22 protein-coding genes are annotated in these 23,669 nt (G+C 71.8%); 9 read left to right on the forward strand and 13 right to left on the reverse strand.

All coding sequences use genetic code 11. The features are described 5' to 3' along the window. The 3 genes from VFO68_RS27345 to VFO68_RS27355 all read right to left on the reverse strand — a co-directional run. Positions 1 to 915 (reverse strand): hypothetical protein (locus VFO68_RS27345; RefSeq protein ID WP_414635589.1); only part of this gene is annotated, 915 nt, incomplete at its 3' end. Next, positions 915 to 1,901: a phage tail tip lysozyme gene (locus VFO68_RS27350; protein WP_325161271.1), complete on the reverse strand. Its 987-nt coding sequence runs from the start codon at positions 1,899 to 1,901 to the stop codon at positions 915 to 917. The genes VFO68_RS27350 and VFO68_RS27345, both read right to left, overlap by 1 nt. Positions 1,902 to 1,905: 4 nt before the next feature. Further along, the gene (locus VFO68_RS27355; protein WP_325161272.1) at positions 1,906 to 2,775 is read right to left on the reverse strand and encodes a hypothetical protein; all 870 of its coding nucleotides are present in this window, start codon (positions 2,773 to 2,775) and stop codon (positions 1,906 to 1,908) included. Between the two features lie 192 nt (positions 2,776 to 2,967). On the opposite strand from VFO68_RS27355, the gene VFO68_RS27360 reads away from it, so the two are divergent. Beyond that, positions 2,968 to 3,975 carry a methyltransferase gene (locus VFO68_RS27360; RefSeq protein WP_325161273.1) on the forward strand — a complete coding sequence of 336 codons (1,008 nt, stop codon included), beginning with the start codon at positions 2,968 to 2,970 and terminating at the stop codon, positions 3,973 to 3,975. A 14-nt stretch (positions 3,976 to 3,989) separates the two neighbouring features. Here VFO68_RS27360 and VFO68_RS27365 read toward each other — a convergent pair whose 3' ends face one another. Then, positions 3,990 to 4,667, reverse strand: coding sequence for a TetR/AcrR family transcriptional regulator (locus VFO68_RS27365; RefSeq protein WP_325161274.1), 678 nt, complete (start codon positions 4,665 to 4,667; stop codon positions 3,990 to 3,992). Between the two features lie 80 nt (positions 4,668 to 4,747). On the opposite strand from VFO68_RS27365, the gene VFO68_RS27370 reads away from it, so the two are divergent. Further along, positions 4,748 to 5,719: an NAD(P)-dependent alcohol dehydrogenase gene (locus tag VFO68_RS27370; protein ID WP_325161275.1), complete on the forward strand. Its 972-nt coding sequence runs from the start codon at positions 4,748 to 4,750 to the stop codon at positions 5,717 to 5,719. Positions 5,720 to 5,818: 99 nt separating this feature from the next. Next, positions 5,819 to 7,195, forward strand: coding sequence for a serine/threonine-protein kinase (locus tag VFO68_RS27375; protein WP_325161276.1), 1,377 nt, complete (start codon positions 5,819 to 5,821; stop codon positions 7,193 to 7,195). 8 nt (positions 7,196 to 7,203) lie between these two features. Here the strand turns inward: VFO68_RS27375 and VFO68_RS27380 are convergent, their stop codons facing one another. Genes VFO68_RS27380 through VFO68_RS27405 form a run of 6 tightly spaced genes read right to left on the reverse strand, consistent with a single transcriptional unit; the run spans position 7,204 to position 13,946 of the window. Then, positions 7,204 to 8,940 (reverse strand): condensation domain-containing protein, encoded by a 1,737-nt coding sequence (locus VFO68_RS27380; RefSeq protein WP_325161277.1) that lies wholly within the window; start codon positions 8,938 to 8,940, stop codon positions 7,204 to 7,206. Next, positions 8,937 to 9,773, reverse strand: a complete 837-nt coding sequence (locus tag VFO68_RS27385; RefSeq protein ID WP_325161278.1) for a thioesterase domain-containing protein — start codon at positions 9,771 to 9,773, stop codon at positions 8,937 to 8,939. The genes VFO68_RS27380 and VFO68_RS27385 overlap by 4 nt, the downstream gene beginning before the upstream one ends. After that, the gene (locus VFO68_RS27390; RefSeq protein WP_325161279.1) at positions 9,757 to 11,238 is read right to left on the reverse strand and encodes an AMP-binding protein; all 1,482 of its coding nucleotides are present in this window, start codon (positions 11,236 to 11,238) and stop codon (positions 9,757 to 9,759) included. The genes VFO68_RS27385 and VFO68_RS27390 overlap by 17 nt, the downstream gene beginning before the upstream one ends. A 2-nt stretch (positions 11,239 to 11,240) precedes the next feature. Continuing rightward, positions 11,241 to 11,750 carry a phosphopantetheine-binding protein gene (locus tag VFO68_RS27395; RefSeq protein ID WP_325161280.1) on the reverse strand — a complete coding sequence of 170 codons (510 nt, stop codon included), beginning with the start codon at positions 11,748 to 11,750 and terminating at the stop codon, positions 11,241 to 11,243. Next, entirely contained in the window at positions 11,744 to 12,529 is a 786-nt protein-coding gene (locus VFO68_RS27400) for a hypothetical protein (RefSeq protein ID WP_325161281.1), read from the reverse strand. Before VFO68_RS27400 ends, VFO68_RS27395 begins: the two co-directional genes overlap by 7 nt. After that, positions 12,486 to 13,946, reverse strand: coding sequence for an AMP-binding protein (locus VFO68_RS27405; RefSeq protein WP_325161282.1), 1,461 nt, complete (start codon positions 13,944 to 13,946; stop codon positions 12,486 to 12,488). Before VFO68_RS27405 ends, VFO68_RS27400 begins: the two co-directional genes overlap by 44 nt. A gap of 148 nt (positions 13,947 to 14,094) precedes the next feature. Between VFO68_RS27405 and VFO68_RS27410 the strand changes: the two genes are divergently transcribed. Genes VFO68_RS27410 through VFO68_RS27420 form a run of 3 tightly spaced genes read left to right on the forward strand, consistent with a single transcriptional unit; the run spans position 14,095 to position 16,993 of the window. After that, complete coding sequence (locus VFO68_RS27410; RefSeq protein ID WP_325161283.1) at positions 14,095 to 14,355, forward strand: acyl carrier protein; 261 nt, start codon at positions 14,095 to 14,097, stop codon at positions 14,353 to 14,355. Positions 14,356 to 14,363: 8 nt separating this feature from the next. Beyond that, positions 14,364 to 15,596: a beta-ketoacyl-[acyl-carrier-protein] synthase family protein gene (locus tag VFO68_RS27415; RefSeq protein ID WP_325161284.1), complete on the forward strand. Its 1,233-nt coding sequence runs from the start codon at positions 14,364 to 14,366 to the stop codon at positions 15,594 to 15,596. Continuing rightward, positions 15,593 to 16,993: a condensation domain-containing protein gene (locus VFO68_RS27420; protein WP_325161285.1), complete on the forward strand. Its 1,401-nt coding sequence runs from the start codon at positions 15,593 to 15,595 to the stop codon at positions 16,991 to 16,993. Before VFO68_RS27415 ends, VFO68_RS27420 begins: the two co-directional genes overlap by 4 nt. A gap of 9 nt (positions 16,994 to 17,002) precedes the next feature. Here VFO68_RS27420 and VFO68_RS27425 read toward each other — a convergent pair whose 3' ends face one another. Together VFO68_RS27425 and VFO68_RS27430 are read right to left on the reverse strand one after the other, a co-directional pair. Then, the gene (locus VFO68_RS27425; protein WP_325161286.1) at positions 17,003 to 18,208 is read right to left on the reverse strand and encodes a cytochrome P450; all 1,206 of its coding nucleotides are present in this window, start codon (positions 18,206 to 18,208) and stop codon (positions 17,003 to 17,005) included. Continuing rightward, a complete protein-coding gene (locus VFO68_RS27430; protein ID WP_325161287.1) occupies positions 18,205 to 19,377 on the reverse strand; it encodes a nucleotide disphospho-sugar-binding domain-containing protein in 1,173 nt (390 codons plus the stop codon). The genes VFO68_RS27425 and VFO68_RS27430 overlap by 4 nt, the downstream gene beginning before the upstream one ends. A 77-nt stretch (positions 19,378 to 19,454) precedes the next feature. Between VFO68_RS27430 and VFO68_RS27435 the strand changes: the two genes are divergently transcribed. Continuing rightward, positions 19,455 to 20,624, forward strand: coding sequence for a cytochrome P450 (locus tag VFO68_RS27435; protein WP_325161288.1), 1,170 nt, complete (start codon positions 19,455 to 19,457; stop codon positions 20,622 to 20,624). On the opposite strand, the gene VFO68_RS27440 is transcribed toward VFO68_RS27435, so the two are convergent. After that, complete coding sequence (locus VFO68_RS27440) at positions 20,618 to 21,481, reverse strand: TauD/TfdA dioxygenase family protein (protein ID WP_325161289.1); 864 nt, start codon at positions 21,479 to 21,481, stop codon at positions 20,618 to 20,620. The genes VFO68_RS27435 and VFO68_RS27440 overlap by 7 nt on opposite strands. 75 nt (positions 21,482 to 21,556) lie before the next feature. Between VFO68_RS27440 and VFO68_RS27445 the strand changes: the two genes are divergently transcribed. Then, positions 21,557 to 22,558, forward strand: coding sequence for a methyltransferase (locus VFO68_RS27445; protein ID WP_325161290.1), 1,002 nt, complete (start codon positions 21,557 to 21,559; stop codon positions 22,556 to 22,558). Positions 22,559 to 22,637: 79 nt separating this feature from the next. Continuing rightward, positions 22,638 to 23,663 carry a polyprenyl synthetase family protein gene (locus VFO68_RS27450; RefSeq protein ID WP_325161291.1) on the forward strand — a complete coding sequence of 342 codons (1,026 nt, stop codon included), beginning with the start codon at positions 22,638 to 22,640 and terminating at the stop codon, positions 23,661 to 23,663. Positions 23,664 to 23,669: the final 6 nt, after the last annotated feature.

A 23,669-nucleotide genomic window follows, 5' to 3' on the forward strand; every position in this document is an offset into this window, starting at 1 on the left:
GGTCGTCGTCGTGGTCACCGTCTGGGACACGACAGTCCGCTGACCGTCCTTCTCGAGCGGAAGGTCGCTGTGCACCGGAACCCGGTCGCCGGAGGCGACATCGCGGGCCGCGCTGCGCTGCTGCGCCTCGTCATCGCCGAACAGCTCGCCGAAGAACGCGATGAGCCCCCCGACGATGCCCCCCATGAGGCTGCCGGCCGGACCGAGCAGGCCGCCCAGGTTCGCCCCGAGGGCCGCACCCTCGGCCGCGGCGGTGATCGCGGCGCCGGCGTCCTTCGCCGCCCTGGGGTTGAGTCCCAACGCGCCGAGCGCGCTCGACACACCGTCCCGGGCGAGGTCCTCGACGTGGTGCCACAACTGCTCCGTCGACGGATGGTTGCCCAACTGTCCGAGCCGGCCGCCGTCCAGCAGCCCCAGGTCCCTCGTCTGCGGGTTGAGCAGGGCCGTGCTCGCGTAGCCGCCGCCGGGAACCTCCGGCATTCCCATACCGGAAAGCAGCCAATGGAACTCCTCCATCGCCTGCGAGGGTTCACCTGCACGCCCGGCGGAGAGCAGGGCCGACAACGCCGGGCCCTCGAGCCCGTCGAACCCCTCGTACAGGCCGGCGGCGCCACAGAGGGACTCGAGCAACCGGTCGCCCGCGGCCGGATCTGTCGCACCGATCTGGCCGAGGACGGCGGCGACGGCGGAACTGTAGGCCGCCTGCGCCTCGTCCGGAAGCAGGGCGCCCGCGTCGGTCTGGAACTTGTGACCCACCTCGCCGATCGCGGCGAAGTGCAGTTCGCGCAGCCCCAACCAGGCGTCGTCGGCCGGGACGACGGCGATCAGCGCCGGCGACAGCCAGATGTCCCCGCTCGCGGTCGACGCGATGGCGTCCGGGGCGAGTGCCCGGCCTTCCCATAGGTTTCCGGCCATCATCCCTCCAACCGGTACTCGCGCAGCGCGCGGTCGGCGAACGAGCGGCGTTGCTGGAAGACGGCTTGGACGCGCGGGTCGTCCCGGGGCAGTTTCGTTCCGCCGTCGAGGATCGCGCCGGGCACTTCGAAGCGGTAGACGACGTCGTCGCAGGCGTCCGGCACGCTCACGGCGGGGTCGGCGACGACCGCGTGCACGCCGGGATAGCTGCCGGCCAGCTCGCCGGACAGGTAGTCCAGTTGGGCATCCATGCTGGACAGCACGTCCGGGCCGAGCACGGTTCCGTTGTAGGCGTGGGTGAACAGCCCGGCCCGCCGGGCGCCGCTGGTCCACTGGGCCAGGCCGACCCCGGGCAGCGCGGGTCCGGTCCGCGCCGCCCGGTCGCGGTTCATGATGTCCGCGGCGGAGAAGTCGTGTGTGCGGTCGTCGAATCCCTTGGCGCGCATCGGGGTGCTGGCGGCGCTCCCCTCGATGCGGCTGGGCAGCACGCCGGACTCCGCCCAGAGGTTGCCCACGATGCCCGCGGCGCCGTTGGCCGGATATCCGTAGTTGTCGACCAGAACCCGCACCGCGTAGGCGAGGCGTTGGGATCCGCCGACGGTGGTCCAGTCGACCTCCGGCGGGATCGGCTGCCCCGGCGTCGCGTAGATCTCCAGCACGCCGTCCTCGGCCGTCCAGTACAGCGAGCCGCCCTCGAAATCGCTCGTCCGGCCCGCGCCGTCGGGATACTCGTCGGAGAGCGGGAATCCCCAGGAACCGGCGGGTCCGCCGAGCGTGTCGAGGTAGTGGGCGCCGATCAGGCCGTGCACCTCGTGCGCGCCGAACCGCGGATGCGCGCACAGGGTGGCGAACTCGTGGCCGCGCCAGGCGCCCGCACCCGAGTAGGTGGTCGGACCGGTGGCCGCACCGGGGTCGAACCCGATCGCCAGCAGTTGCGCGAGTTTGCCGTCGAGCGCGGCCTCGGCGTCGAAGTCTTCATCGGACACAGGATCACCATCCAAGATCGAAATGCATGATGTCGCCACTCTCGTCCGGCCCGAAGTCGCATGCGCCCCAACGCATGCCGCCGACCTCCACCAGCGCGAGGACCACCTCGCGGCGTAGGTCGAGGAAGCCGCGCGCCGGGTTGCGGGTGGACCGGACGTCCGCCGGGCTGCCGAACACCATCGGCGTGCGGACCAACTCGAAGTCCCGCAACAGTTGCCAGTACTGCTGGGCCGGGGTGTACGGCCAGTTCGGATGGGCCTCGCGCCAGCCGTCGCTGGACATCTGCCCGTCCAGCGCGGCGATGACGGCGTCGGCGGCCGCGAGACCGCCGGGAAGCTCCGCGCCGAACACGTCGAAGGCGGGGTCGCCGTCGGCCAGTTCCGCCACACCGGGAACGGGCCGCCGGTCGACCCTGCGCGGGTCGGCGGAGAAGGCGGCGCCGAGGTAGTAGACCAGGCAGTCCGAGGCCACCTGGAAGTGGTCGTAGATGTCCCCGATGCTGTCGTGTATCCGGCAGCTTGTGTCGGAGGTGTCGGTCTCGCTGAACGTGAACGCGACGGCGCGGTCGTAGACCTCCACCGCCGCGCGCCGCACGGCGACCGCCGAGCCACGCTCGCCGCCGAACGTGTGCACGGTGCGGGTGGCCACATAGGGATTGGTGGTGTAGTTCAGGTCGACCGCGATCCCCGCCGCGTGGTGCCCGCCGGGATAGATTCCCTTGTGCGGCTCGTGGATCCCGGCCCACTGTTCGAACGGGCTCTCGACACCGGCGGCGCGGTGGAGTTCCCGCAGGTTCTCCTCGACCGCCGCCAGCGCTGCGACCATCGACGGATCGACCCCGTTCTCACACGGCTGACCCAGGAAGGTAGTCATGGCGTCTCCAGTTCCGTTGCCGGCACTGGGTCGGAGGGCCAAGACGCCCGCCTGATACGTGGGTACCCACTCGGAATGCCCCTGGCGACTCCGGTCCTGGTCGAGGACGGGTCGCGGGGTTGCCGGCATTTCCGTTGTGTGCCTGAGGCTTCTCCTAGGGTTGAGGGACCTCCGAGCTGAGGGGGAGTCACGATGGCGCACGACCCCGGCCTGGAGGCTCGGGTGCGCATGGCGGCGGATCTGCTCACCCCCATGGTGATCCGGGTGGCCGCGACCTTGCGCCTCGCCGACCACATCGCCGACGGCGCCCGAACCTGCGCGGCACTGGCGAAGGTCACCGACAGCGACGAGGACGCCCTGGGACGCGTGCTCGGTCACCTGGTGATGGCGGGATTTCTCGTTCGGCAGGATGGGGACGGTTTCGGCCTGACCGGTTTGGGCGAAGTGCTGCGCGGGGACGACTCCCGGGACGTCCGGGCCTGGCTGGATCTCGACGGCGCGACCGGCCACGCCGACCTGTGTCTGGTCGAGCTCCTGCACACGGTGCGGACCGGCCGGCCGGCCTTCGCGAAGCGTTACGGGCGGACGTTCTGGGAGGAACTGGCGGCCGACCCGGAGCTGTCCGCATCCTTCGACGCGCTGATGAGCTCGCAGGAGATCGGCCACCCGGCCGTCGCGGCGGCCTACGACTGGGGTGCGTTGGGGACGGTCGTGGATGTCGGCGGAGGCAACGGATCACTGCTGGTCGCGCTGCTCACCAGGTATCCCGGTCTGCGCGCGACCCTGGTCGAGCTGGACGCACCGGCGACCAGGGCGCGGGCGGCCTTCGCCGCGGCCGGAGTGGCCGACCGCACGGAGGTCGTCACCGGCAGCTTCTTCCGGCCGCTGCCACCCGGCGCCGGCGGCTACGTGCTGTCCTCCGTGATCCATGACTGGGACGACGACGCCGCGCTCGCGATCCTGCGCCGGTGCGCCACCGCGGCCGGCAGCAACGGCAAGGTGATCCTGATCGAGCAAACCCAGAGCCAGGGCGGAAAATCGGCGCGCACCGCCATGGATCTCCGCATGCTCGCCTACTTTCGTGGCCGGGAGCGCGGCCTGGACGACATCGCCGAGCTCGCCGCCGCCGCCGGGCTGACCGTCATCGCGGTCCATCCGGTCGAGTTCCGCTCCGTCATCGAGCTGCGAACGCACCGGTGACCGCCGCGCCGGGCTCACCCGGTCCGGTGCAGGCGTTCGAGGCCGTCGAGGAGCAGGTCGAGGGTGAACTCGAACTCGGTCTGGCTGTCGCACCAGCCGAGGGTCGGGTCGGTGACGTCGTGGACTTCGGCCGCCACCATGGCCGCCAGGTGCGGCAGGGTCGCGGCCATCGCGGCCAGGTCGGTCTCGTCCGCGATGCTCGCGCCCGCCGGTTCCGGGCTGAAGACCTCCTGGGCGAACCCCAGCGGCAGGCTGCCCAGCGCGTGCAGTGCCCGGTGGGCGAGGTGATGGGAGAACCCGGCGCCGAGGAGCGTGCCGACTATCCCGTCGCAGTAGGCGTACATGCCCGCCGGAACGGTTCTGCGCGAGTGCAGCAACCCGGGCGCCCACGGATGACGCAGCATGACCGCGCGCGCGGCGAGAAACCGCCGGCGCAACCGCACCCGCCAGCCGCCCTGGGCGTCGGCGTGGTCGGCCGCCGCGGTGATCTCGGCGAGCACGGCCTCGGCGAGGCCGTCGAGCAGTGCCTCCTTGCCAGGCAGGTGGTAGTAGAGCGACATGGCCTCGACATCGAGGTCGGCGGCGAGCCGGCGCATCGTCAGCGCGGGGATGCCCTCGGTGTCCGCCAGGACGACGGCCGCCGCCAGGACCCGCTGTCGGCTGAGCGGTGTGCGGGATGCCTTCGTTGCCACTGGACCCTCCTCACCCTTGCCTTGACCTTACAGCGTATGATTACCTTACGCGGTAAGGTCGAGCGCGGGGAGGGGCTGCGATGAAGGCCGCGGTGCACACCAGGTACGGCCCGCCGGAGGTCGTGTCGATCCGTGAGGTGGACCGGCCGCCGGTCGGGGACTCCGACGTGCTCGTCCGGGTGCACGCGACGACGGTGAACCGGACCGACTGTGCCTACCGGGCGGCCAGGCCCTTCTTCGCGCGGCTGCTCACCGGCATCACCCGGCCCCGGCGCACGATCATGGGCACCGAGTTCGCCGGGGAGGTCGAGGCGGTCGGCCGCGCTGTCACGTCCTTCACGGTCGGCGAGCGGGTGTTCGGGTACAGCGAGGGCGCGTTCGGCGCGCATGCCGAGTACCTGTCGGTGCCGCAGGACGGCTCGATCGCGACCATGCCGGCGGGCGTGACCTTCGAGCAGGCCGCTCCCGGAACCGAGGGGGCGCACTACGCGCTGGCCTGCATCCGGCACGCCGGGACCCGGGCCGGACAGGACGTCCTCGTCTACGGCGCTACCGGCGGGATCGGCTCGGCGGCCGTGCAGTTGCTGAAGAGTCTCGGCGTCACCGTGACCGCGGTGTGCGCGACGGAGAACCTGGCGCTGGTGAAGGACCTGGGCGCGGACCGGGTGGTCGACTACACGGTAGGAGACTTCACCGAGGACGAGCAGACCTACGACGCGGTGTTCGACACGGTGGGCAAGAGCACCTTCGGTCGCTGCCGGCGACTGCTCAAACCCGGTGGGGTCTACCTGTCCGCGGAACTCGGGCCGTGGGCGCAGAACCTCCTGCTGGCCCTGGTCACCCCGTTGCTGCGGGGCAGGAAGGTGAAGTTCCCCTACCCGCACGACAACCAGGCCATCGTCGGCCACCTGCGAGATCTGATCGAGTCCGGGGACTTCACGCCGGTCATCGACCGGCGGTATCCGCTGGACCGGATCGTCGACGCCTACCGGTATGTGGAGACCGGCCAGAAGATCGGCAACGTCGTGATCACCGTCGCCCAACTGGACTGATCGACCTTTTCCCTGCCGACCGGTCTCTGCTCCGGTCATAGGATCGCGAGCGGCCACGGGATTTCCGCGTGGTGCGGACTCAGGCAGGGAGTGCGGCAGGTGGCGTGGCAGTTCGGCCGTTATCGGATGGAGGAGTTGCTCGGCCGTGGGGGGATGGGTGAGGTTTATCGCGCCTATGACACCCGGCACGACCGGGTGGTCGCGGTCAAGCTGCTCGCCGAACACCTCGCCGCCAACGACGAGTACCGGCGGCGTTTCATGCGGGAGGCGCGGGCCGCGGCACGCCTGCGGGAACCGCACGTCATCCCGATTCACGACTTCGACGAGATCGATGGCCGCCTGTACCTCGACATGCGCCTGGTCGAAGGCGACGACCTGGGCGCGATACTGGCCGCCCGCGGTCCGTTGGACCCGGCCGCCGCCGTGGACGTGATCAGCCAGGTTGCCGGCGCCCTCGACGCCGCCCACGCCGAAGGGCTCGTGCACCGCGACGTCAAACCCTCGAACGTGCTCCTCGACGCCCACGGGTTCGCCTACCTCGTCGATTTCGGCATCGCCCGTTCGGTGACCGGAAACGCCGACATCACGGCGACCGGCACGCCGATCGGCTCACTCGCCCACATGGCGCCGGAACGCTTCACATCCGGGCCACAGGACCACCGGGTGGACGTCTACTCCCTGGCCTGCCTGCTGTTCCAGTGCCTGACCGGCAGCACACCGTTTCCCGACCGCGACACGCTGGCCCTCATCCACGCCCATGGGCATCTGGACCCGCCGAAACCGACGGCGATCCGGCCCGGCCTGCCGCCCGACTTCGACCGCGTCATCGCCACCGGCATGGCCAAACGTCCCGAAGACCGGTTCCCCAGCGCCGCGGCGCTGTCCGCGGCCGCCCGGCACGCCCTGGCCCAGCCGCCGCCCGGGCCCACGCCGACCCGGCCCATTCCTGATCCCCGCCCGACGCCGCCCGCGCGGTCCGGCCGCTGGTGGCTGGCCGGCACCGTCGCGCTGGCGGTGGTCGCACTGGCCGCGGCGGTGGCACTGTTCCTGCTACCCGACTCGACCGCCGGCAGGTCCCCGGGCCCGGCCTCCACGCCGGTCACGACCCCGACCACCGCCACCCCGACCGCCGCGACCACGGCGCCGGCGGCGGATCTTTCGGTCTCCGTCCCGCTGTCCAGGCCGGCCTGCGAGGGGTACATCGTCGTCGTCGGCTCCGCGGTCGACCCCGAGCGCTACCAGCGCGAAGTCCAGGCGTCGCTCGACGCCCACCCCGGAGCGAACTATCTGCACGTCCCCTCCACCGGTTGCCCCGCGCTGCGCGGACGTGACCAGTACGGTCATGACGTCTACGCCGTCTACTACGGACCGTTCGCCGGCAAGGACGGAGCCTGCCGGAGGAGTGCCGCCGCCGGCGGCGGCGCCTACGTCCGGCGCCTGGACAACGCCGTGGTGCAGGACATCGACTGCGGCTGAGCGGATGGCTATGGCCGGCCGGTGCCGGTGGCCAGCGGTGGGGGCCAGGCGGTGGCGTCGGCCGGGTCGGGTGGGGCGGTCGCGCAGATGACGTAGTGGCGCGGGGTCAGGGCGACGGGGAACTCGTCGAGGACGGCCAGGCACCGGGCGTGGGCCTGTTCGGGGGTGCGGACCGACTCGGTGGCGGTCAGGTAGGCGACCAGGGGCTCGCCGCCGGCCGATGCGAAGATCCGCGCGACCGCGGGGGCGAGGGCCGCATCGAGCAACTGTTGCACCTGCGCCACATCGACCCAGCAGGAGTCGAGCAGGATCCAGTCCGGTCCGCGGGACACGGGTTCCAGGGCGATCGTCGCACCGATCCGGGCGGCGTCGAGATCACCGTCGGCGGCGGCGACCAGCAGGCGTTCCACGGCCAGCAGCAGCGACTCCATCTCGGTGCGGGGCACCTGGCCGGTGTCGGTGCTCCACAGGTCCAGCTTGAGCAGGCCGTCCACCTGGTTGAGGCCGAACCGCACGAGGGTTCCGTTGCGCGGCACCGGTCGCCACCGCAGTTCGGTCGGCGGCACCTGCGCGGGGTCACGCCGGACGCCGGCGGCGAGCGCGGACCGGGACTCGGCGACGAGGCTGTTGAACAGCGGGTCGTACATGAACCGCAGGCCGCGCTCGTGTTCGATCTCCTGGTCGGCATCGGCCCGCTGAGCCGCGTCGTACCCGCTGTGCCGGCTGGCCTCGATCACCGCGGTCCAGGTCTGCCGGACCAGCGCGTCGAAGTCGCGCTCGCCGACGTCCACGGTCACGAGGGCGCCCTGGGCCAGCGGTCCGACGTAGCGGGCCAGGCGGCGCTCGAACCGGTTGCTCGAGATCAGCGGAAAGGTCAGCTCCCGGTAACCGAGCCGGCGGGCGAGCACGGCGCAGATCGCGGCGAGCACGATGCTGGACCGGCTGGCCCGGGTGCGCGCCGCCACCCGGCCCATCGCGATCGCGGCCGCCCCGGACGACAGTTCCACCGCCAGCGACTCGCCGGTCGGCCGGGCGCCCGGCAGCGCGTACAGGCACCGGGGCAGGCGCCGCGTCTGGTCCAGCATGTACCGCAACGCCTGCTCGGCGCGCAGCCGCGCCGCCGGGGTGGCCTCCGCCTCCGCCTGGTCCAGCGGCTGGTGGCGGGGTTCGCCGGTCCGCGCGGCCGGGTCGCGCACCAGTTCGGCGAACTCCTGCCTGACGATCTCCAGTGCCTGGTGGTCCACGGCCATGTGCGAGATGCCGGCGGCGCAGGCGATGACCCGCTCGCCGGGGCCGAGCGCCACCGCCACCCGCAGCGGAAGTCCCGGCGGGGCCGGCGATCCGCGCAGCCACCGGATGAGCGCCTCGGCCACGGCGGGCCGGTCGCGCGGTCCCCACTGGCCCTCCCCGAGCGAGCAGACTTCCAGCGTGAGCACGCCGGAGCCGGCGACGACCTGCCGAGGGGGCTCGTCGTGCAGGTAGGTGGTGCGAAGGCTTTCGTGCCGGCCGAGCAGCACGGCCAGCGCCCCGGCCACGCCGTCGACCGAACACCCGGCGGGCACCTCGAGCTCGCCGAAGACGTAGGCCAGGTAGTGGTCCGGGGTGCGGATCAGCCACCGTTGGATGTTGAGCTGTCCCAGGGTGAGCGGACCCTCGGCAGCGCGCGTGCCGGTGAACTCGACCGCGACGGTGCGCAGCGGGGTCAGCTGGGTTCGCCGCCGGCGGGTGCCGGTGGGGGTGCTCACGCCGGGTCGCCGATCAGCTCACGGAGAACGACCGCCAGCGGCCGCCCGTCCGCCGTGCAGTCGTGCACCCGCACGGTCGCCGGCCAGTCCACAGTGGACCCACTGCCGAGGACGTCCAGCGTGCCGGGGTACGGCTCCGGTCGCCAGTCCCGGACGGCGTCCCGGTTGGCCTGCCACACCCCGGCGGCGTCGGCCGGTTCGTCCTGCGGCACGAGTCCGGCGTCGATCGCGGCCAGCAGGCGCACCTCGGCCGGACCGAGTCGGGTGGCCATCTCGTAGGCGATCGCCGCGCCGGTGTCGCAGCCGCCGAGCAGGTAGGGACCGGTGGGCTGGACCGCCCGCACCGCCTCGAGGTAGGCGCGCGCCATGGCCGGCACCGTGCGGACCGGCTCGGCGCCGGTGTACAGGCCGGCGGCCTGCAGCCCGAACACGGTGAACTCCTCGCCCAGCTCGTGGGCGAGGGCGCTGTACGAGCCGACCTGACCGCTGGCCGGATGGACCAGGAACAGCGCGGGCAGGCTCCCGTCGCCGCGTTGAATCTGCTGCAGGGGACCGGAAAGCCGCTCGTTCAGCGCACCGAGCCGGTCGGCGAGCGCCTCGACGGTCGGGTTCTCGGTCATCACGTTCAACGGGAGCTGGACGCCGAACTCCTCCAGGACGGCGTTGATGATCCGGGCGGCGTCCAGCGAGTTTCCGCCTATCTCGAAGAAGTTCTCCCGGATCCCGACCCCGAACCCGAGGACCTCCTGCCACTGCCGGGCCAGCCAGAGCTCCACCGGGTTTCGCGGGTGGAGGTAGCCGGTGCCGGTCGCGTCGTCAACGGCTGGGTTCATCGCGCGGTGCACCGCCTTCGTGGTTCGGGTCGAGTCGCCAGCGTTGGAGCTTTCCGGCCGCCGACCGAGGGATCCGGTCGACGAACGTGAACTGTTTCGGGATCTTGTAACCGGCCAGCCGGCGCCCGCAGTGCGCGGCCAGTTCCGCCTTGCGCAGCGTGGTCTCGGGGCGCAGCACGACCTGCGCGCCGACCACCGAGCCGAGTGTCTGGTGTGGAACGGCCATGGCCACCGCGTCGAGCACCCCGGGGTGGTCCAGGAGTGCCGCCTCGACCTCGTTCGGGTCGACCTTCTCCCCGCCGACGTTGATGGTGTCGTGGTCGCGGGGTTCGAGGAACAGGTAGCCGTCCCGGTCGAGCCGGCCGCGGTCGCCGACGGTGGCGAACCCGTCCGGGGTGGTGCGGATGGACCGGTCGTCGACGTAGTCGGACCGGCCGATCCGGTGCGGCGTGCGCAGGTAGACCGTGCCGGAGGTGCCCGGCGCGACCGGCCGGCCGGCGCCGTCCAGGACGCGGATCTGGGTGAGGAAGCCGCGGCCGACCGTTCCCGGGCGGGCCAGCCACTCGTCGCCGCGCACCAGGGTCACGCCGATTCCCTCGGTCGCGCCGTACAGTTCGTACACCCGGTGCGGGCCGAGCAGGTCGATCCAGCCGCGCTTGGTGTCCGGGTCGCACCGGGCGGCGGTGTGCAGCATCGCCCGCAGGCCGGCGAAACTCTCCGGATCCGGCCGCGCGAGCCGCAGGATCTCACGCATGTGGGTCGGGGTGAGCTGCATCCACTCGACGGCGTACCGCCGCACCAGCTCGACCGTCCACTGTGGAGAGAAGAGGGGCTGCAGGACGACGGTGTTGCTGTCCAGCAGGGCATCCAGGAAAGCGGTGAACGGGGCTGCGTGGTACAGCGGCCCGACGATGAGTTGCCGCTGCCCGGTGCGCCAGCCGGTCTGCCTGATCACCATCGACGGGGTCCGGGCCGGGTCGTAGCGGATCGGCCCCGGCCGCGCGGAGATTCGGGGGATGCCGGTGCTCCCGCCGGTGGCCAGCAGGTAGCCGACGGCGCCGGCGCCGGCCGGCGCGGACCCGGCCGGTTGGTCCACCCGGTGCGGCCGGTGGTCCTCCGCCATCAGGTAGACGTGGCTGAACCGCTGGCCGAGCAGGCCGAGCAGGATGTCCCGTTCGGCCGGCGGGGTCGCCGGGTTCATCGGGAAGACCGGGACCTCGGCGGCGAGCGCGGTCGCGATGCCGGTGGCCGCGGCCAGGGTGTTGCCGGCCGGCACGACGACGCACGGCCGGTCGCGCCCCGCGAGCTCCGCGCGCACGATGCCCGCCCCGGTCTCGACCAGGCCGGCCAACTCCCGCCAGGACAGGGCCTGCTCGGCCAGGTCGGCGTCGAAGCCGACCAGGGCCGGCTGGTCGGGCACGGCGCTGCCGGTGTCCGAGATGCGCTGGCGAACGGAACGGATCATCGCTACCGGAGGATCTCGGCCAGCCGCCGGACACTCGACGCGCTCATGAACTCGTACACGTCCAGCGACCGGTCGAACTCCGTCTCGATGGCGGCGATGATCGCGAGCGCCGAGAGCGAATCGCCACCGAGCTCCAGGAAGTCGTCGTTGGCGCCGATGGAGCGGACCTCCATCTGCGCCGACCAGATCGCCGCCACCCGGCGCTCGACCTCGTCGCGCGGATCCTCGAACAGCGTGCACCGGCCGTCCGCGACGGCCGCGGCGACGTACGCGAGGTCGACCGCGTCGCCGGACATCGGAATGCGTTCCACGATGAGCACTCCGGCCAGCCCGCCGTCCGCGCCCAGCCGCTGCCGGACGTGGTTGCGGAGCAACGGCCCGCTCAGGTACTCGCTGGTCTCGACGACCGCGATGGTGACGTCCTGCCCGTCGTGCCGCACGGTGGCGGTCTCGGCGCGGCCGACCCCGGGATATGCCGTCAGCACCTCGGAAATCTCGGACAGCCTCACCACTGTTGTTCTCCTCTCAGCAGACCGGCGACGAGCTTGTGCACCTCGGCGTCACGCAGAAGTTCGGTGTGGCCGGCATCGAGCGAAATGTTCCGGACGCCGTCCGCCGGCGGCTCATGGTCCTTCGAGGACAGGAACAGCGGGGTTGCGTCGCGCAGCTCGAACCGGCCCTGGCTGGCCAGCAGCAGGTAGTCCAGGTACGCGGTGAACCCCCTGGTGAGCTCCTGGCGGAAGAACTCGTTGAGGGACAGCCGTTGTGCGACCGCGCCCATCAGCCGGTCGTACCGGTCACGCAGCTCGGCGGCGAGGCCGGGCAGGTCGTCCGGACGCGACTCGAGCAGTTCCTCCGCGAGCAGCCGGGCGCCGTCCAACTCGTCGGCGGTCAGGTGCCCGGCCGACGACTCGACCGCGGCGATGAACTCACCGCACAGCGAACCGCCGGCCGTTGCCACGGCGTCGAAGAGCAGCACCACGGGCGGCGGTCCGGTCGCGGCGACCGCGTCGGCCACACCGGTGGCCAGGGCGGCTCCGGCGCAGTATCCCAGCACCGCGCGGACCGGCCGGCCGGTCGACCTGGCCTGCGCCACCCAGCGGGCTACGCCGGTGTCCAGCGACTCGACCCCGGCGAACCCGGAGTGTCCGATGTGGAGGAAGCACGCGTCCACCGGCACCGCGGCCGCCAGTTCCGCGAAGCCGGCCTCGGCCCGCCCGCCCGGGAAGTCCAGACACAGCACAAGGTCAGGTCCCCGGTCGGACAGGGGTTGCCAGTCCGTCAACTCCACCGTCCGACCTCCCGCGCGTTTCCATGACCGTCGCCAGTGTCCGGTAGTCGACCTTTCCGCCAGGTGTCTGGGGAAGCCGGTCGACGGACCGGAAGACCACGTGCCGGCTCGGCACCCCGAGCGTCTCGGCCAGTTGCCGGCGCTGCTCCTCGTGCACGGCGGGATCGCCCGCGCCGACCAGATACACCACGTCGTCGTCGCCGCAGATCACCGCCGCGGGCTGGCCCGGCCGGTCCACCATGCGCTCCAGGTCGTCCAGGCTGGTTCGGACGCCGAGCACCTTGACGATGCGCTTGGTTCGTCCGGTCAGGTACAGGTATCCGTCGCGCAGGTACCCGAGGTCGCCGGTGTCCAGGACGTCCACTTCGGCGCCCCGGCACAGGTCCGCGCGGCCGGTGGCGTAGCCGAGCATGACGCCGGGCCCGCGGTAGTGGACGGCGCCCTCCCCGGGCCGGGCCCGGTGGTGTGCGCTCGACGGTCCGATCGTGATCGTCGCACCCGGGACCGCGGTCCCGACCGACCCGAGCCGGGCGGGCAGGTCGGCCGGGTCGAGGCAGGCGATCCGCGCGGTCGCCTCGGTCTGGCCGTACATCACGAAGAACCGGCCCCGCCGTTGCTCCATCATGCGCACCAGGCGCATGGTCAGCTCCTCGTCCAGACGCGCGCCGGACTGCGTCATTGTGCGGATGTTCGTGTGGGCCAACAGGTTGATGTGGGTGGGGCCGAACGCCGAGTAGGTGGTGGGCACCGCGGCCAGTGAGGTCGCGCCGGCCCGGGTCAGGTGGTCCCACATCGCCAGCGACAGCGGTGACCGGTCGCTCAGCACCACGCTCGCGCCCGCCAGCAGGTGGGTGTTGAGCACCGAAAGCCCGTAGGCGTGGGTGATCGGCAAGGTGGTCGGCGCGCATTCCGCGGCGGTGATGCCCAGTGCCTCGATGATGGCGGCCGTGTTGCCGGCGAGCCCCGCGTAGGACAGCCGCACCGCCTTGGGACTGCCCGTGGTTCCCGAGGTGGCCAGCAGCAGGGCGGTGTCGGCGTGGATGTCGCCTTCCGGCGCGGACGCGGCGCGCCGGAACACCGGGACGCCGTCGGCCACCTCTTCGCCGGGGCGGTAACCGAGGCCGGTCAGGCCGTTTTCGGCGCCGCGCGTCGGCACGACGAACTCGGGTTGGTAGGCATCGATAATTTCGGTGGACGCCGGAAGAAACGCGACCGTGTGGCCGAGCCGCAGTCCGGCGAGGTAGGCCAGCAGGGTCGGCAGGTCCCGGTCGCCCGGGCACAGCACCAGCGCCTTGCTGTCGTGGCGCAGCGACCGTTGCCCGTCTGCGAGGCGTTTGGCCAGGTCGCCGTAGGTCAGCGTCCGGCCGCCGGTCAGTTTGACGGCCGGCGAGCGCGGCGACGCGTCATCATGCGTCACTAGGTCGAGCATCGCCGGCGCCACGGACACATTCTGCTGGCGACACTGATCGCGGTCCATAGCCCGCGCCCGCGAAGAATGGAGCTTGACGGTCCCGATCCGATGGAAAAGGATTTCGTTGATCGGTCGGGGAAAGGGAGCGTCCGCCATGGTCGACGAGATCCGCCAGTTCCTGCTCGAGTCGCTGACGGAGATGAAGTACAGCACCGAGGACATCGACGACGGCACGGTGCTCGGCCCGGCCGGGGTCGACCTGGAGTCGCTCGCCCTCGCCGAACTCGCGATGCGGGTGGAGGACCGGTACGGGGTGCGGTTCGACGAGGACGAGGCGGAGACGTTCGCCGCCATGACCGTCGGCGAGTTCTGTGTCGCGGTGGAACACCGGGCGCAGGCCGCCTCGGCGATGTGACCACGTCGGTGCGCGAAAACGTTGCGGTGACCGGGATCGGGCTGGTGAGCGCGGTCGGCGGTGCGGTCACCGAGGTGTTCGACGCGGTGTGCGAGGGACGGTCCGGGCTGGTGCGACCGCCCGCGGACCACGCGCTGCACGGCGTCGTCGACGTGGCCGCGATCGGCCCGGCCATCGACCCGGAGAGCGTGATCCCGGCCAAGGACGCGCGGATCGTGGACCGGTCGATCGTGCTGGCCGTGCGGGCCGCCGGGGATGCCTTGGCGGACGCGGGGATCGAGGTCGGCCGGGACGTCGACCCGTACCGGGTCGCGGTCGTGCTCTCCGGCGTCGGCGGCCTGGGGACGCTCGCCGGCCAGGCGGTCGAGCGATCGCGGCGGGGCCGGTTGGGCGTCAGCCCGTTCATGCTGCCCGGCACGCTGCCGAACATGGCGGCGGCCCGGATCGCGATCAGGTTCGGCGTGCGCGGGTACACCTCTTCGGTCGGCACGGCGTGTGCGGCCGGCGGGCAGTCGGTCGGCGAGGCGATGCGCATCCTGCGGGCGGGGGACGCCGACGTGGTGGTGTGCGGCTGCACCGAGGCGCCGCTGTTCCCGACCTTCGCCGACGCGTTCGGCAACGCGCTCGCCCTGGCCCGGGGCTGGTCCGACCCCACCGTCGCGAGTCGCCCGTTCGACCGGCGGCGCAACGGTTTGGTGCTCGGCGAAGGGGCCGGCGTGTTCGTGGTGGAGCGACCCGGGTTCGCGCGGGCGCGGGGCGCGCGGGTGCACGCCGAGGTGCTCGGCTGGGCGGCGACGAGCGACGCGTACCACCCGACCACGCCCCGGCCGGACGGCTCCAGCGCGGCCGAGAGCATGCGCCTCGCGCTGCGGGACGCCGGCCTGTCCACGGGCGACATCGGCTACCTCAACGCCCACGGCACGAGCACGAAGGCCGGTGACGCCGCCGAGGCCAAGGCGATCAGGAGCGTGTTCGGCGACGGCATGCCGCCGGTCAGCTCGACGAAGGGGGTGACAGGACACCTGCTCGGCGTCTCCGGCATGGTGGAGGCCGCGATCAGCATCATGGTGCTGCGCAACGGACTGCTGCCGCCGACCTACAACCTGGACGACCCGGACCCGGCCTGCGACCTCAACCACGTCCGCAAGGAACCGCTGCCGGCCAGGGTCGGCGCGGTCATGTCCAACTCGTTCGGTTTCGGCGGCCACAACGTCAGCCTCATCCTCGGCCCGGCGTCATGACCGAGCCCGTCGTCGAGCGGATCCCGGTCGCCTTCTCCGGGCCCGGCGCCGGCACCGCGCCGCTGACCTGGGGGCAGAAGGCGATCCTGCAGGACATGCGGGCGACCGGCTGGCCGCACAACAACAGCGGGGCGCATCCGGTGCCCGAGGGCGCCACCGTCGAGGACCTGGCGCACCGCCTCGGTGTGCTGATGAGCAGGTTTCCGGTGCTGCGGATGCGGTTGGCGACCGACGCGGACGGCAGGCCGTGCCAGGTGATCTGCGCCTCCGGCGAGATCGACCTCGAGGTGGCGACGTTCGCCGACGACGTGGACCCCCGCGCGCCCATCGACTACGGCAACACCCTGTGGCGCGAATGGCTGATGACCCCGCTCGCTCCGCACACACCGTGGTTGCTGCGCATGGCGGTGATGCGGCACCGAGATGCCGCGGTGTACATGGTGCTCGCGGTCAACAGCGTGGTCGCCGACGGCACCGGCACCCTGCTGTTCATGTCGGACCTCGGAATCGGAGAGCTGGCCGGGCGCAAGGTGGACGGGGACGCGATCGGAACCCTCGAACTGGCCCGGCGGGAGCAGACGCCCCAGGCCCGCCGGGTCAGTGAGCGCGCCATGCGTTACTGGGCGGGGCACCTGCGATCGCTGCCGCCGAAGACGTTCGGCGAGCCCCGCTATCCCGGCCGGCTCGGCGAGCGCTTCTGGCACGGGCGGTTCAACTCGCCCGCGGCGTACCTGGCCGTGCTCGCCATCGCCGAGCGGACCCGCACGGACACCTCGCGGGTGCTGCTCGCGGTGATCGCCATCGCGATCGGGCGGGCCACCGGCATCGACCCGCTGACCACGAACGTCATCGTGAGCAACCGGTTCCGGCCGGGCTTCGCCGAGGTCATCGGCCCGCTCGGCCAGGACTCCGTGCTCACTCTGGACCTCGGCGGCACCGTCGACGACGTGGTCGCCCGGACCCGCCAGGCCGCGATGGTCGCCTGGCTGCACGGCTACTACGACCCGGACCAGCTCGACGAGCTGACCGCCCGCCTCGACGCCGAGCGCGGTCACCCGGCGCGGATAACCTGCCGGTACAACGACCGCAGGCTGACCACCCGCCCGCCGTCCGAGGAGGTGGCCCAGGGCGCCGCCGTGACCCCGGAGATGATCCGGGCGAAGCTGGGGGAGACCTTCCTGGTGTGGGACGGAACCGTCGACCACCTGCCCGAGCAGGCCTTCATCAACGTCGAGAACCATCCCGAGACCGTGTACCTGCAACTCGTCTGGGACATGGCCGTCTTCACCACCGAGCAGGTCGAAACCCTGCTGCGCGGTGTGGAAGAGGTGGCCATCGAGGCCGCCTTCAACCCCGCCGCGCCTACCCGGGTGACTCCGGGTCAGGTATCCGGTTAGCCGGCGTGGTCAGGTATCCCAGGTCACGGGCAGCGTTTCGAGGCTGCGGACGACGAGACCGGGTTTGAAGCGGAGCTCCGCCTCGGGGACGGCGGGGCGCAGGCCGGGCAGGCGGCGGAGCAGGGCGCCGAGGGCCTCTTCGAGCTCCATCTGGGCGAGGGCGGCGCCGATGCAGTAGTGCGGGCCGGCGCCGAAACCGAGGTGTGGGTTGGCGGTTCGGGTGAGGTCGAGCCGGTCGGGTTCGGCGAACACGGCGGGGTCGCGGTTGGCGGAGACCACGGCGGGCAGGACGGCCGATCCGGCGGGGAGGGTGAGTCCGCCGAGCTCGACCTGCTCGGTGGTGACCCGGGGCAGGAGAATTCCGTTCTCGCCCAACTGGATGTAGCGGGTGAGCTCGTCCACCGCGCGGGACATCGCGACGGGGTCGTCCGGACGCAGCTGGGCGAGCTGGTCGGGATTCTGGTGCAGGACAAGGAGGAACAGGTTGATCTGGTTGGTGGTCGACTCGTGGCCCCCGGCCAGGATGCCGGCGGTGACCGAGATCAGCTCGGCCTCGGTCAGGTCGTCCTCGGCGTCCCACGCCGCGATGAGCGCGCTCATCAGGTCGTCGCCGGGGCGCTCGCGGCGCCGCTCGATCAGCTCGCCGAAGGCGGCGAGGGCGGCCCGAGGAGTGTCCGGGTCGGCCTCCCAGTCTGCGACGAGGGCGTCGGACCACTCCTTGACCCGGCCCTGGTCCTCCTCGGCCACCCCGAAGAGCTTGCTGATCACGTAGATCGGCAGCGGCGCGGAGACGTGGGTGATCAGGTCGACGGGTGGGCCGGCGGCCACCATCCGGTCGATCATCCCGTCCAGCAGCCGGGCGACGACCGGACGCAGCCGCTCGACCCGGCGGGCCGTGAACGCGCTGTTGACCACCCGCCGCATCCTGGTGTGCCGCGGCGGATCGATGCCCAGCAGCGAATCGGAGGCCAGCGAGCCGAGCTCTCCGGTCGGGCGGTCCGGCCCGGACGCGGCGGCCCGGCTGAACCGCGGGTCGGTGAACACCCGGCGCACGTCGGCGTGCCGGGTGGCCAGGTAGGCGACCGTCCCGTCGGGTAGCTCGATCCGGGGCACCGGGTGGGAGTCGCGCAGCCGCGCGTAGTCCGGTGAGATCTGGTAGCTCGCCGGGGCGGGCGTGAGCGGGAATCGGATCGGCGCCGGCTCCGGCCGTGTCACGCGCGGGCTCCTTCCGCCTCGACGAGTTCGGCGAGCGATCCGGCCACCTCGGCGGGCGCCGGCATCGCGTGGATCCGGTCCCGCATCAGCCCGGCCGCGGCCCGCCAGGGACCGTCGCCGGCCAGCGTGCCCACGGTGTCGCGCACGGTCGCCGCGTCCGGGTTGTCCAGCCAGGTCCCGGCTCCCGTCGCGGCGAGCCGCTCGGCGTTGAAGTGCTCGTCGGTGATCTGCGGCAGGATCAGTTGCGGCACACCGTAAACGAGTGCGGTCATGATCGTGCCGGCGCCGCCGTGCTGAACGAACGCGGCGCAGGTGGGCAGCACCAGGCGCAGCGCGATCGGCGAGTCGGGCACCCGGACGTTGTCCGGCAGCGGCCCGAGGGTTTCCCGATGGGCCGGCATCACGGCCACGACCACCTCGACGTCCAGTTCGGCCACCCCCCGGATGACCTCGGTCAGTTCCGTCCGTTCGGACAGGCCCGGGCCTGCCACCGTGCCGCCGGTGACGCAGACCCGCGGGCGTGCCGGCGGTTCGTGCAACCAGGCCGGCAGCACGGCCGTGCCGTTGTAGGGCACGTACCGGATCGGCCGGCTCGGGCCGGCGAGCGGCACCTGCATCGGCGGCGGCACCGGGTCGAGCATCATCGTGCCGGTCAGGCTGACCTCGGATGCGGCCAGACCGAACCGGTTCGCCAGCGGCCCGACCACCGCTTCGGTGTCCAGCCGCAGGCTCACCGTGTAGTCCGGCCCCCACAGCGCCAGCACGCCCGGCACGCCCAGTGCGGCGGCGGCGATCGGGGCCGCAAGGTTGAACGGTTCCCAGACAACCAGATCCGGCCGATAGGACCGTCCGAACGCGACCAAATCGTCCAACAGCGCATCGGCCATCCGGACCACACCGCCGTCCGGGCTGATCCGCGGTTCGAGGGAACCGTCGTCACCGTTCGCCTCGAACCGGCCCACCTTTCCGATGCGGCCGCTGAACACGGAGGCGAAGTCGACGTCCGCGCCCAGGGGCACCGCGGCGAGCCCGGCGCCGGTGATGACGCCGGTCATCGACGGGTGGCTGGCGACCAGCACCTCATGCCCCGCGGCCCGCAGCCCCCAGGCGAGCGGCACCAGGGAGTAGAAGTGCGAACGCCAGCCCCAGGTCGACATCAGAATCCGCATCGCTCACTCTAACCCGCCGGTCGAAGCCAGGAGAATCCGTTGACGTGGCACGGATTCGTGCCGGAGGCTTACCGTCCATGGCCGTCGTTTCCGAGCTGCGCGAATATCCGTTCACGCCGTTCACGGGCGATCTCCCGGACGAACTGCTCGACATGATCGAGTCGAACCCGGTGAGCCGGGTGCGGTTGCCGGACGGCCAGCCGGCCTGGCTCGTGCTCTCCTACGCGGACTGCTGCACGGTCCTGTCCGACCGGCGGTTCTCCCGCCTCCCGCCGGGCGCCGGGCCGGGCGGGGACGAACCCCGGGATCTGAACATGGACGGGCCGGCGCACTCGGCGGTGCGCCGGGTGGGCAGCCGGGCGTTCACCGCGCGCCGCATCGACAGCTACCGGCCCCGGGTGCAGCGGATCATCGACGACCTGATCGACGCCATGGTCGCCGGCCCCCGGCCGGCCGACCTGGTCAGCGGTCTGATCGCGCCGCTGCCGTTGCTCGTGATCTGCGAGGTGATCGGGGTGCCGGCGGCCGACCGGCAGCGGTTCCACGGCTGGCTCGCCGGCCTCAACTCGGTGCTCACCTACAACTCCACGGAAGCCGCGAAGGAACTGTGGGTGTACCTGTCGGCGCACCTGGCCGCCAGGCGCACGGCCCCCGGCGACGATCTGCTCTCGGTGTGGCTGGACGGGCAGGACGAGCACGGGCTGACCGACCACGAGCTGACCGTGCTGGCGATGGGCCTGCTGCGCGGCGGTTTGGAGGTCAACTCCACCGCCGCCGGGTTGCGCGCCTTGTTCCTGCATCCCGAGCAGCTGGCGAAGGTGTTGCGCCAGCCGGAGAAGATCGGCGCGGCGATCGACGAGATCCTCCGGTACACCGCGGTCAGCAGCATGTTCCGGGTCCAGGTGGTGACCGAGGACCTCTCGCTCGGCGGGGTGGCGATGCGGGCCGGTGAACGCGTGATGGCCATTCCGTGGGTAGGTAACCGCGATCCCCGGATCTTCCCCGAACCCAACGTGTTCGACATCGACCGCAAACCGACCGTGCCGCATCTCGCGTTCGGCTACGGCCCGCACTTCTGCCTGGGCACGGCACTGGCCAAGATGCAGGTCGAACTGTCCACCGCGACCCTGTTGCGCCGGCTGCCCGGGCTGGCCCCGGCGGTCCCGATCGACGAACTGCCCTGGCGGCACGACCGGATCAACGGCGGCATCGTGTCGTTTCCGGTTGTCTGGCAGGAGGATCAGTAGCCTTCGACGGCGTTCACCGAGTCCGGCCAGTAGCGCTGGCCGGGCGGGGCGACGTAGTGCTCCCAGCGCGGCGGGTTGCCGGTGGGCTCGTCGCCGAGGATGGTGATCCGCTGACCCCGGCGGGGTTCGCTGTAGTCGTTGACCGCGTAGTGCATGGTCACCCGGTTGTCCCACATGGCGACGTCACCGGCGCGCCAGTGGTACCGGCAGCTGAACTGGGGGCCCTCGGAGAACCGGAACAGGTACTCCAGCAGCGCGTCGCTCTCGTGCCGGGTCAACTGCGGGATGTGCGAGGTGAACAGCCGGTTGACGTACAGGGAGCGGCGCCCGGTCTCCGGGTGCACCCGGACCACCGGGTGCTCGGCCCGGCTGCTGTACTCGTTGCCGACCCGGATCGTGTGGATCGCGGTCAGCCCGTCGAGGAGGTCGCGCAAGGGCTGCGACAGCGACTCGTACACCAGGCACTGGTTGGTCCACATCGTGTCGCCGCCGGGGGACGGAACCTTGATCAGGTGCAGGATCGAGGCGATCGGCGGGCTCTGGTGGAAGGTCATGTCGGTGTGCCAGACATCGACCTTGGCGCCGTCCTCCGAGTCGATGATCACGATCTCCGGATGACCGTCCAGCCTGGGCAGATACGGGTGCAGCTCGACCTCGCCGAACCGCCGGCCGAAGGCGATGTGCGCCTCGGGCGTCAGATTCTCCTGCCCGGCCAGGAAGATCACCTGGTGGCGCAGCAACCGGTCGTGGATGAGGTGGAACTCGTCGTCGGTGAGCGTGTTGAGGTCGATGCCGTGGATCTGCGCGCCGAGGGCGCCCGTGGACAGCCGGACCTCCGGCGCGGTCACACTGGTCATCGGCCCATTCTGTGCCACGGCAACGGAAAGGTCCACGCCTTGACGGCGGCTCGCGGAGTCGGGAAGGCTACTCCGATGCTATCCGGCGATCCGGCCGCGCGACTCGACCTGCTCACCGACCTCGCGACCCCGCTGGCCGTACGCACGGCGGTCACACTGCGGGTACCGGAGAAGGTCGCGGGCGGCACGACGAAGCTCGACGACCTGGCCACGGCGTGCGCGGCCGACCGGGACGCGCTCGGCCGGCTGTTGCGCTATCTGGCCCATCGCGGGGTGTTCGTCGAGGTGTCGCCGGATGTGTTCGGACTGACCGAGGTCGGCGAGTTGCTCTGCGACCGCAGCGCCGGCGGTTACGGCACCCGCCTGGACCTCGACGGACTCGCCGCCCGGCTGGATCTGGCGGTCCTCGGCCTGCCGCACGCCGTTCGGTCCGGGGGGCCGGGTTACGCCGCCGTGCACGGTCGCGAGCTCTGGGCCGACCTCGATGCCACGCCGGAGTTTCGGGCGCACTTCGACGAGTTGATGGAGAGTCTGCAACGGACCACCGCGCCCGAGGTGGCGGCGCGCTATCCGTGGCCGGAGATCGGCACGGTCGCCGACGTCGGCGGCGGTTCCGGCGCGCTGCTGGCCGAACTCCTGACCGCGCACCCGCACCTGCGCGGCATTCTGGTCGACCGGGCCGAGCCGGTGGCGACGGCGGCGCGGAGGTTCGCCGACCGCGGGCTCGCCGACCGGGTCGAGTTGGTGGCCGGGGACTTCTTCCAGCCGCTGCCGCCGGGCGCCGACGTCTACCTGATCTCCCGGGCGCTCACCGACTGGAACGACGGGGACGCGACCGCGATCCTGCGCCGGTGCGCGGAAGCCGCCGGGCCGGACGGGCGGATCCTGATCGTCGAGGTGCTGCCGACCGAACCGCATGTGCCCCATCTGTCCTCCTACGATCTGCGGATGCTGGTCGAGGTCGGCGGCCGGGAGCGCGGTCTGGACGACTACGTGGTCCTGGCCGCGGCGGCCGGGCTCGCGCCACGCCGAAATTTTCGGGGCGCGGCCGGATTGACGTTGATGGAGTTCGGCTGATCGCTCGCTTGTGACCGGAATTGGCGCGTCGTACGGTCGCCTTGGGTGGCAACATCACCATTCTCGAAGGGTGGACCCAATGGCCGTCGCCGATTCCACTTCCAGGCCGGATCAGTCCTTCATCGAAGGCCTCGCCCGCAGCGAGTCGGCCCGGTTGCTGCGGGCGAAGCTGGGTCATCGCTGGCCGGAGACGACCGACGAACTCGATGTGATCACCCGGTACGCACTGCTACCCGCCGGCAAGCTGCTCCGGCCGTTGCTGGCGCTGCACGCCGCGGAGGCGGTCGGCGGGAATCCGGCGGATCTCCTGGTGGCTGCGCTGGGCCTGGAGTATCTGCATGCCGCGACCCTGGTGCACGACGACATCATCGACGGTGACGCGGTGCGGCGCGGCCGGCCCTCGGTTCCGGCCGCGTACGGCGTGCCGAACGCCATCGTCGTCGGCGACCACCTGATCTTCGGCGCCTTCGAGTCCATTGTGGAGGAACCCTGGGTCGCGTCGCCGGCCAGGGTGATCGCCGCCGTCGGCGAGCTGGCCGAGGCCGGACGGGACCTGTGCCGGGGGCAGACGCTGGAATCCCAGCTGGTAGGCGACATCGAGGCCGGCGCCCGGTGGTACCCGGAGATGATCCGGCGCAAGACCGGGACGCTGTTTCGGACCGCGTGCCACATCGGGGCGACGCTCGGCGGCGGGAACGCCGACGCCATCTCCGGGCTCGCCGCCTACGGGGAGCACATCGGCATCGCCTTCCAGATCCGGGATGACCTGCTTTCCTTCGTGGCCACACCGGAACAGACCGGAAAGTCCGCCACGAGCGACCTGACCAACGGGCGCCCGACGCTGCCGCTGATCCTCGCCTACCAGGCGGCCGGCGACGCCGACCGCGCCGAGTTGTGCGCGGTGCTCGCCCGCCGGGGCGCGGGCCCCCGCGACCTGGCCTGGCTCCGTGATCTCGTCGCGAACACCGGCGCGGTGGCCGGCGCGTACCGCCAGATGGCCGGGCACGTCGAGCGCGCCGTCACCGAGTTGGCGGTGCTGAGCCCGTCCCCGAGCGTCACCGTGCTCACGGGCATCGCGCGGTGGACGACGAGCCAGAACCTGTGAAAGTAG

It is taken from the genome of Actinophytocola sp. (assembly GCF_035712165.1).
Lineage (GTDB): Bacteria > Actinomycetota > Actinomycetes > Mycobacteriales > Pseudonocardiaceae > DASYTH01.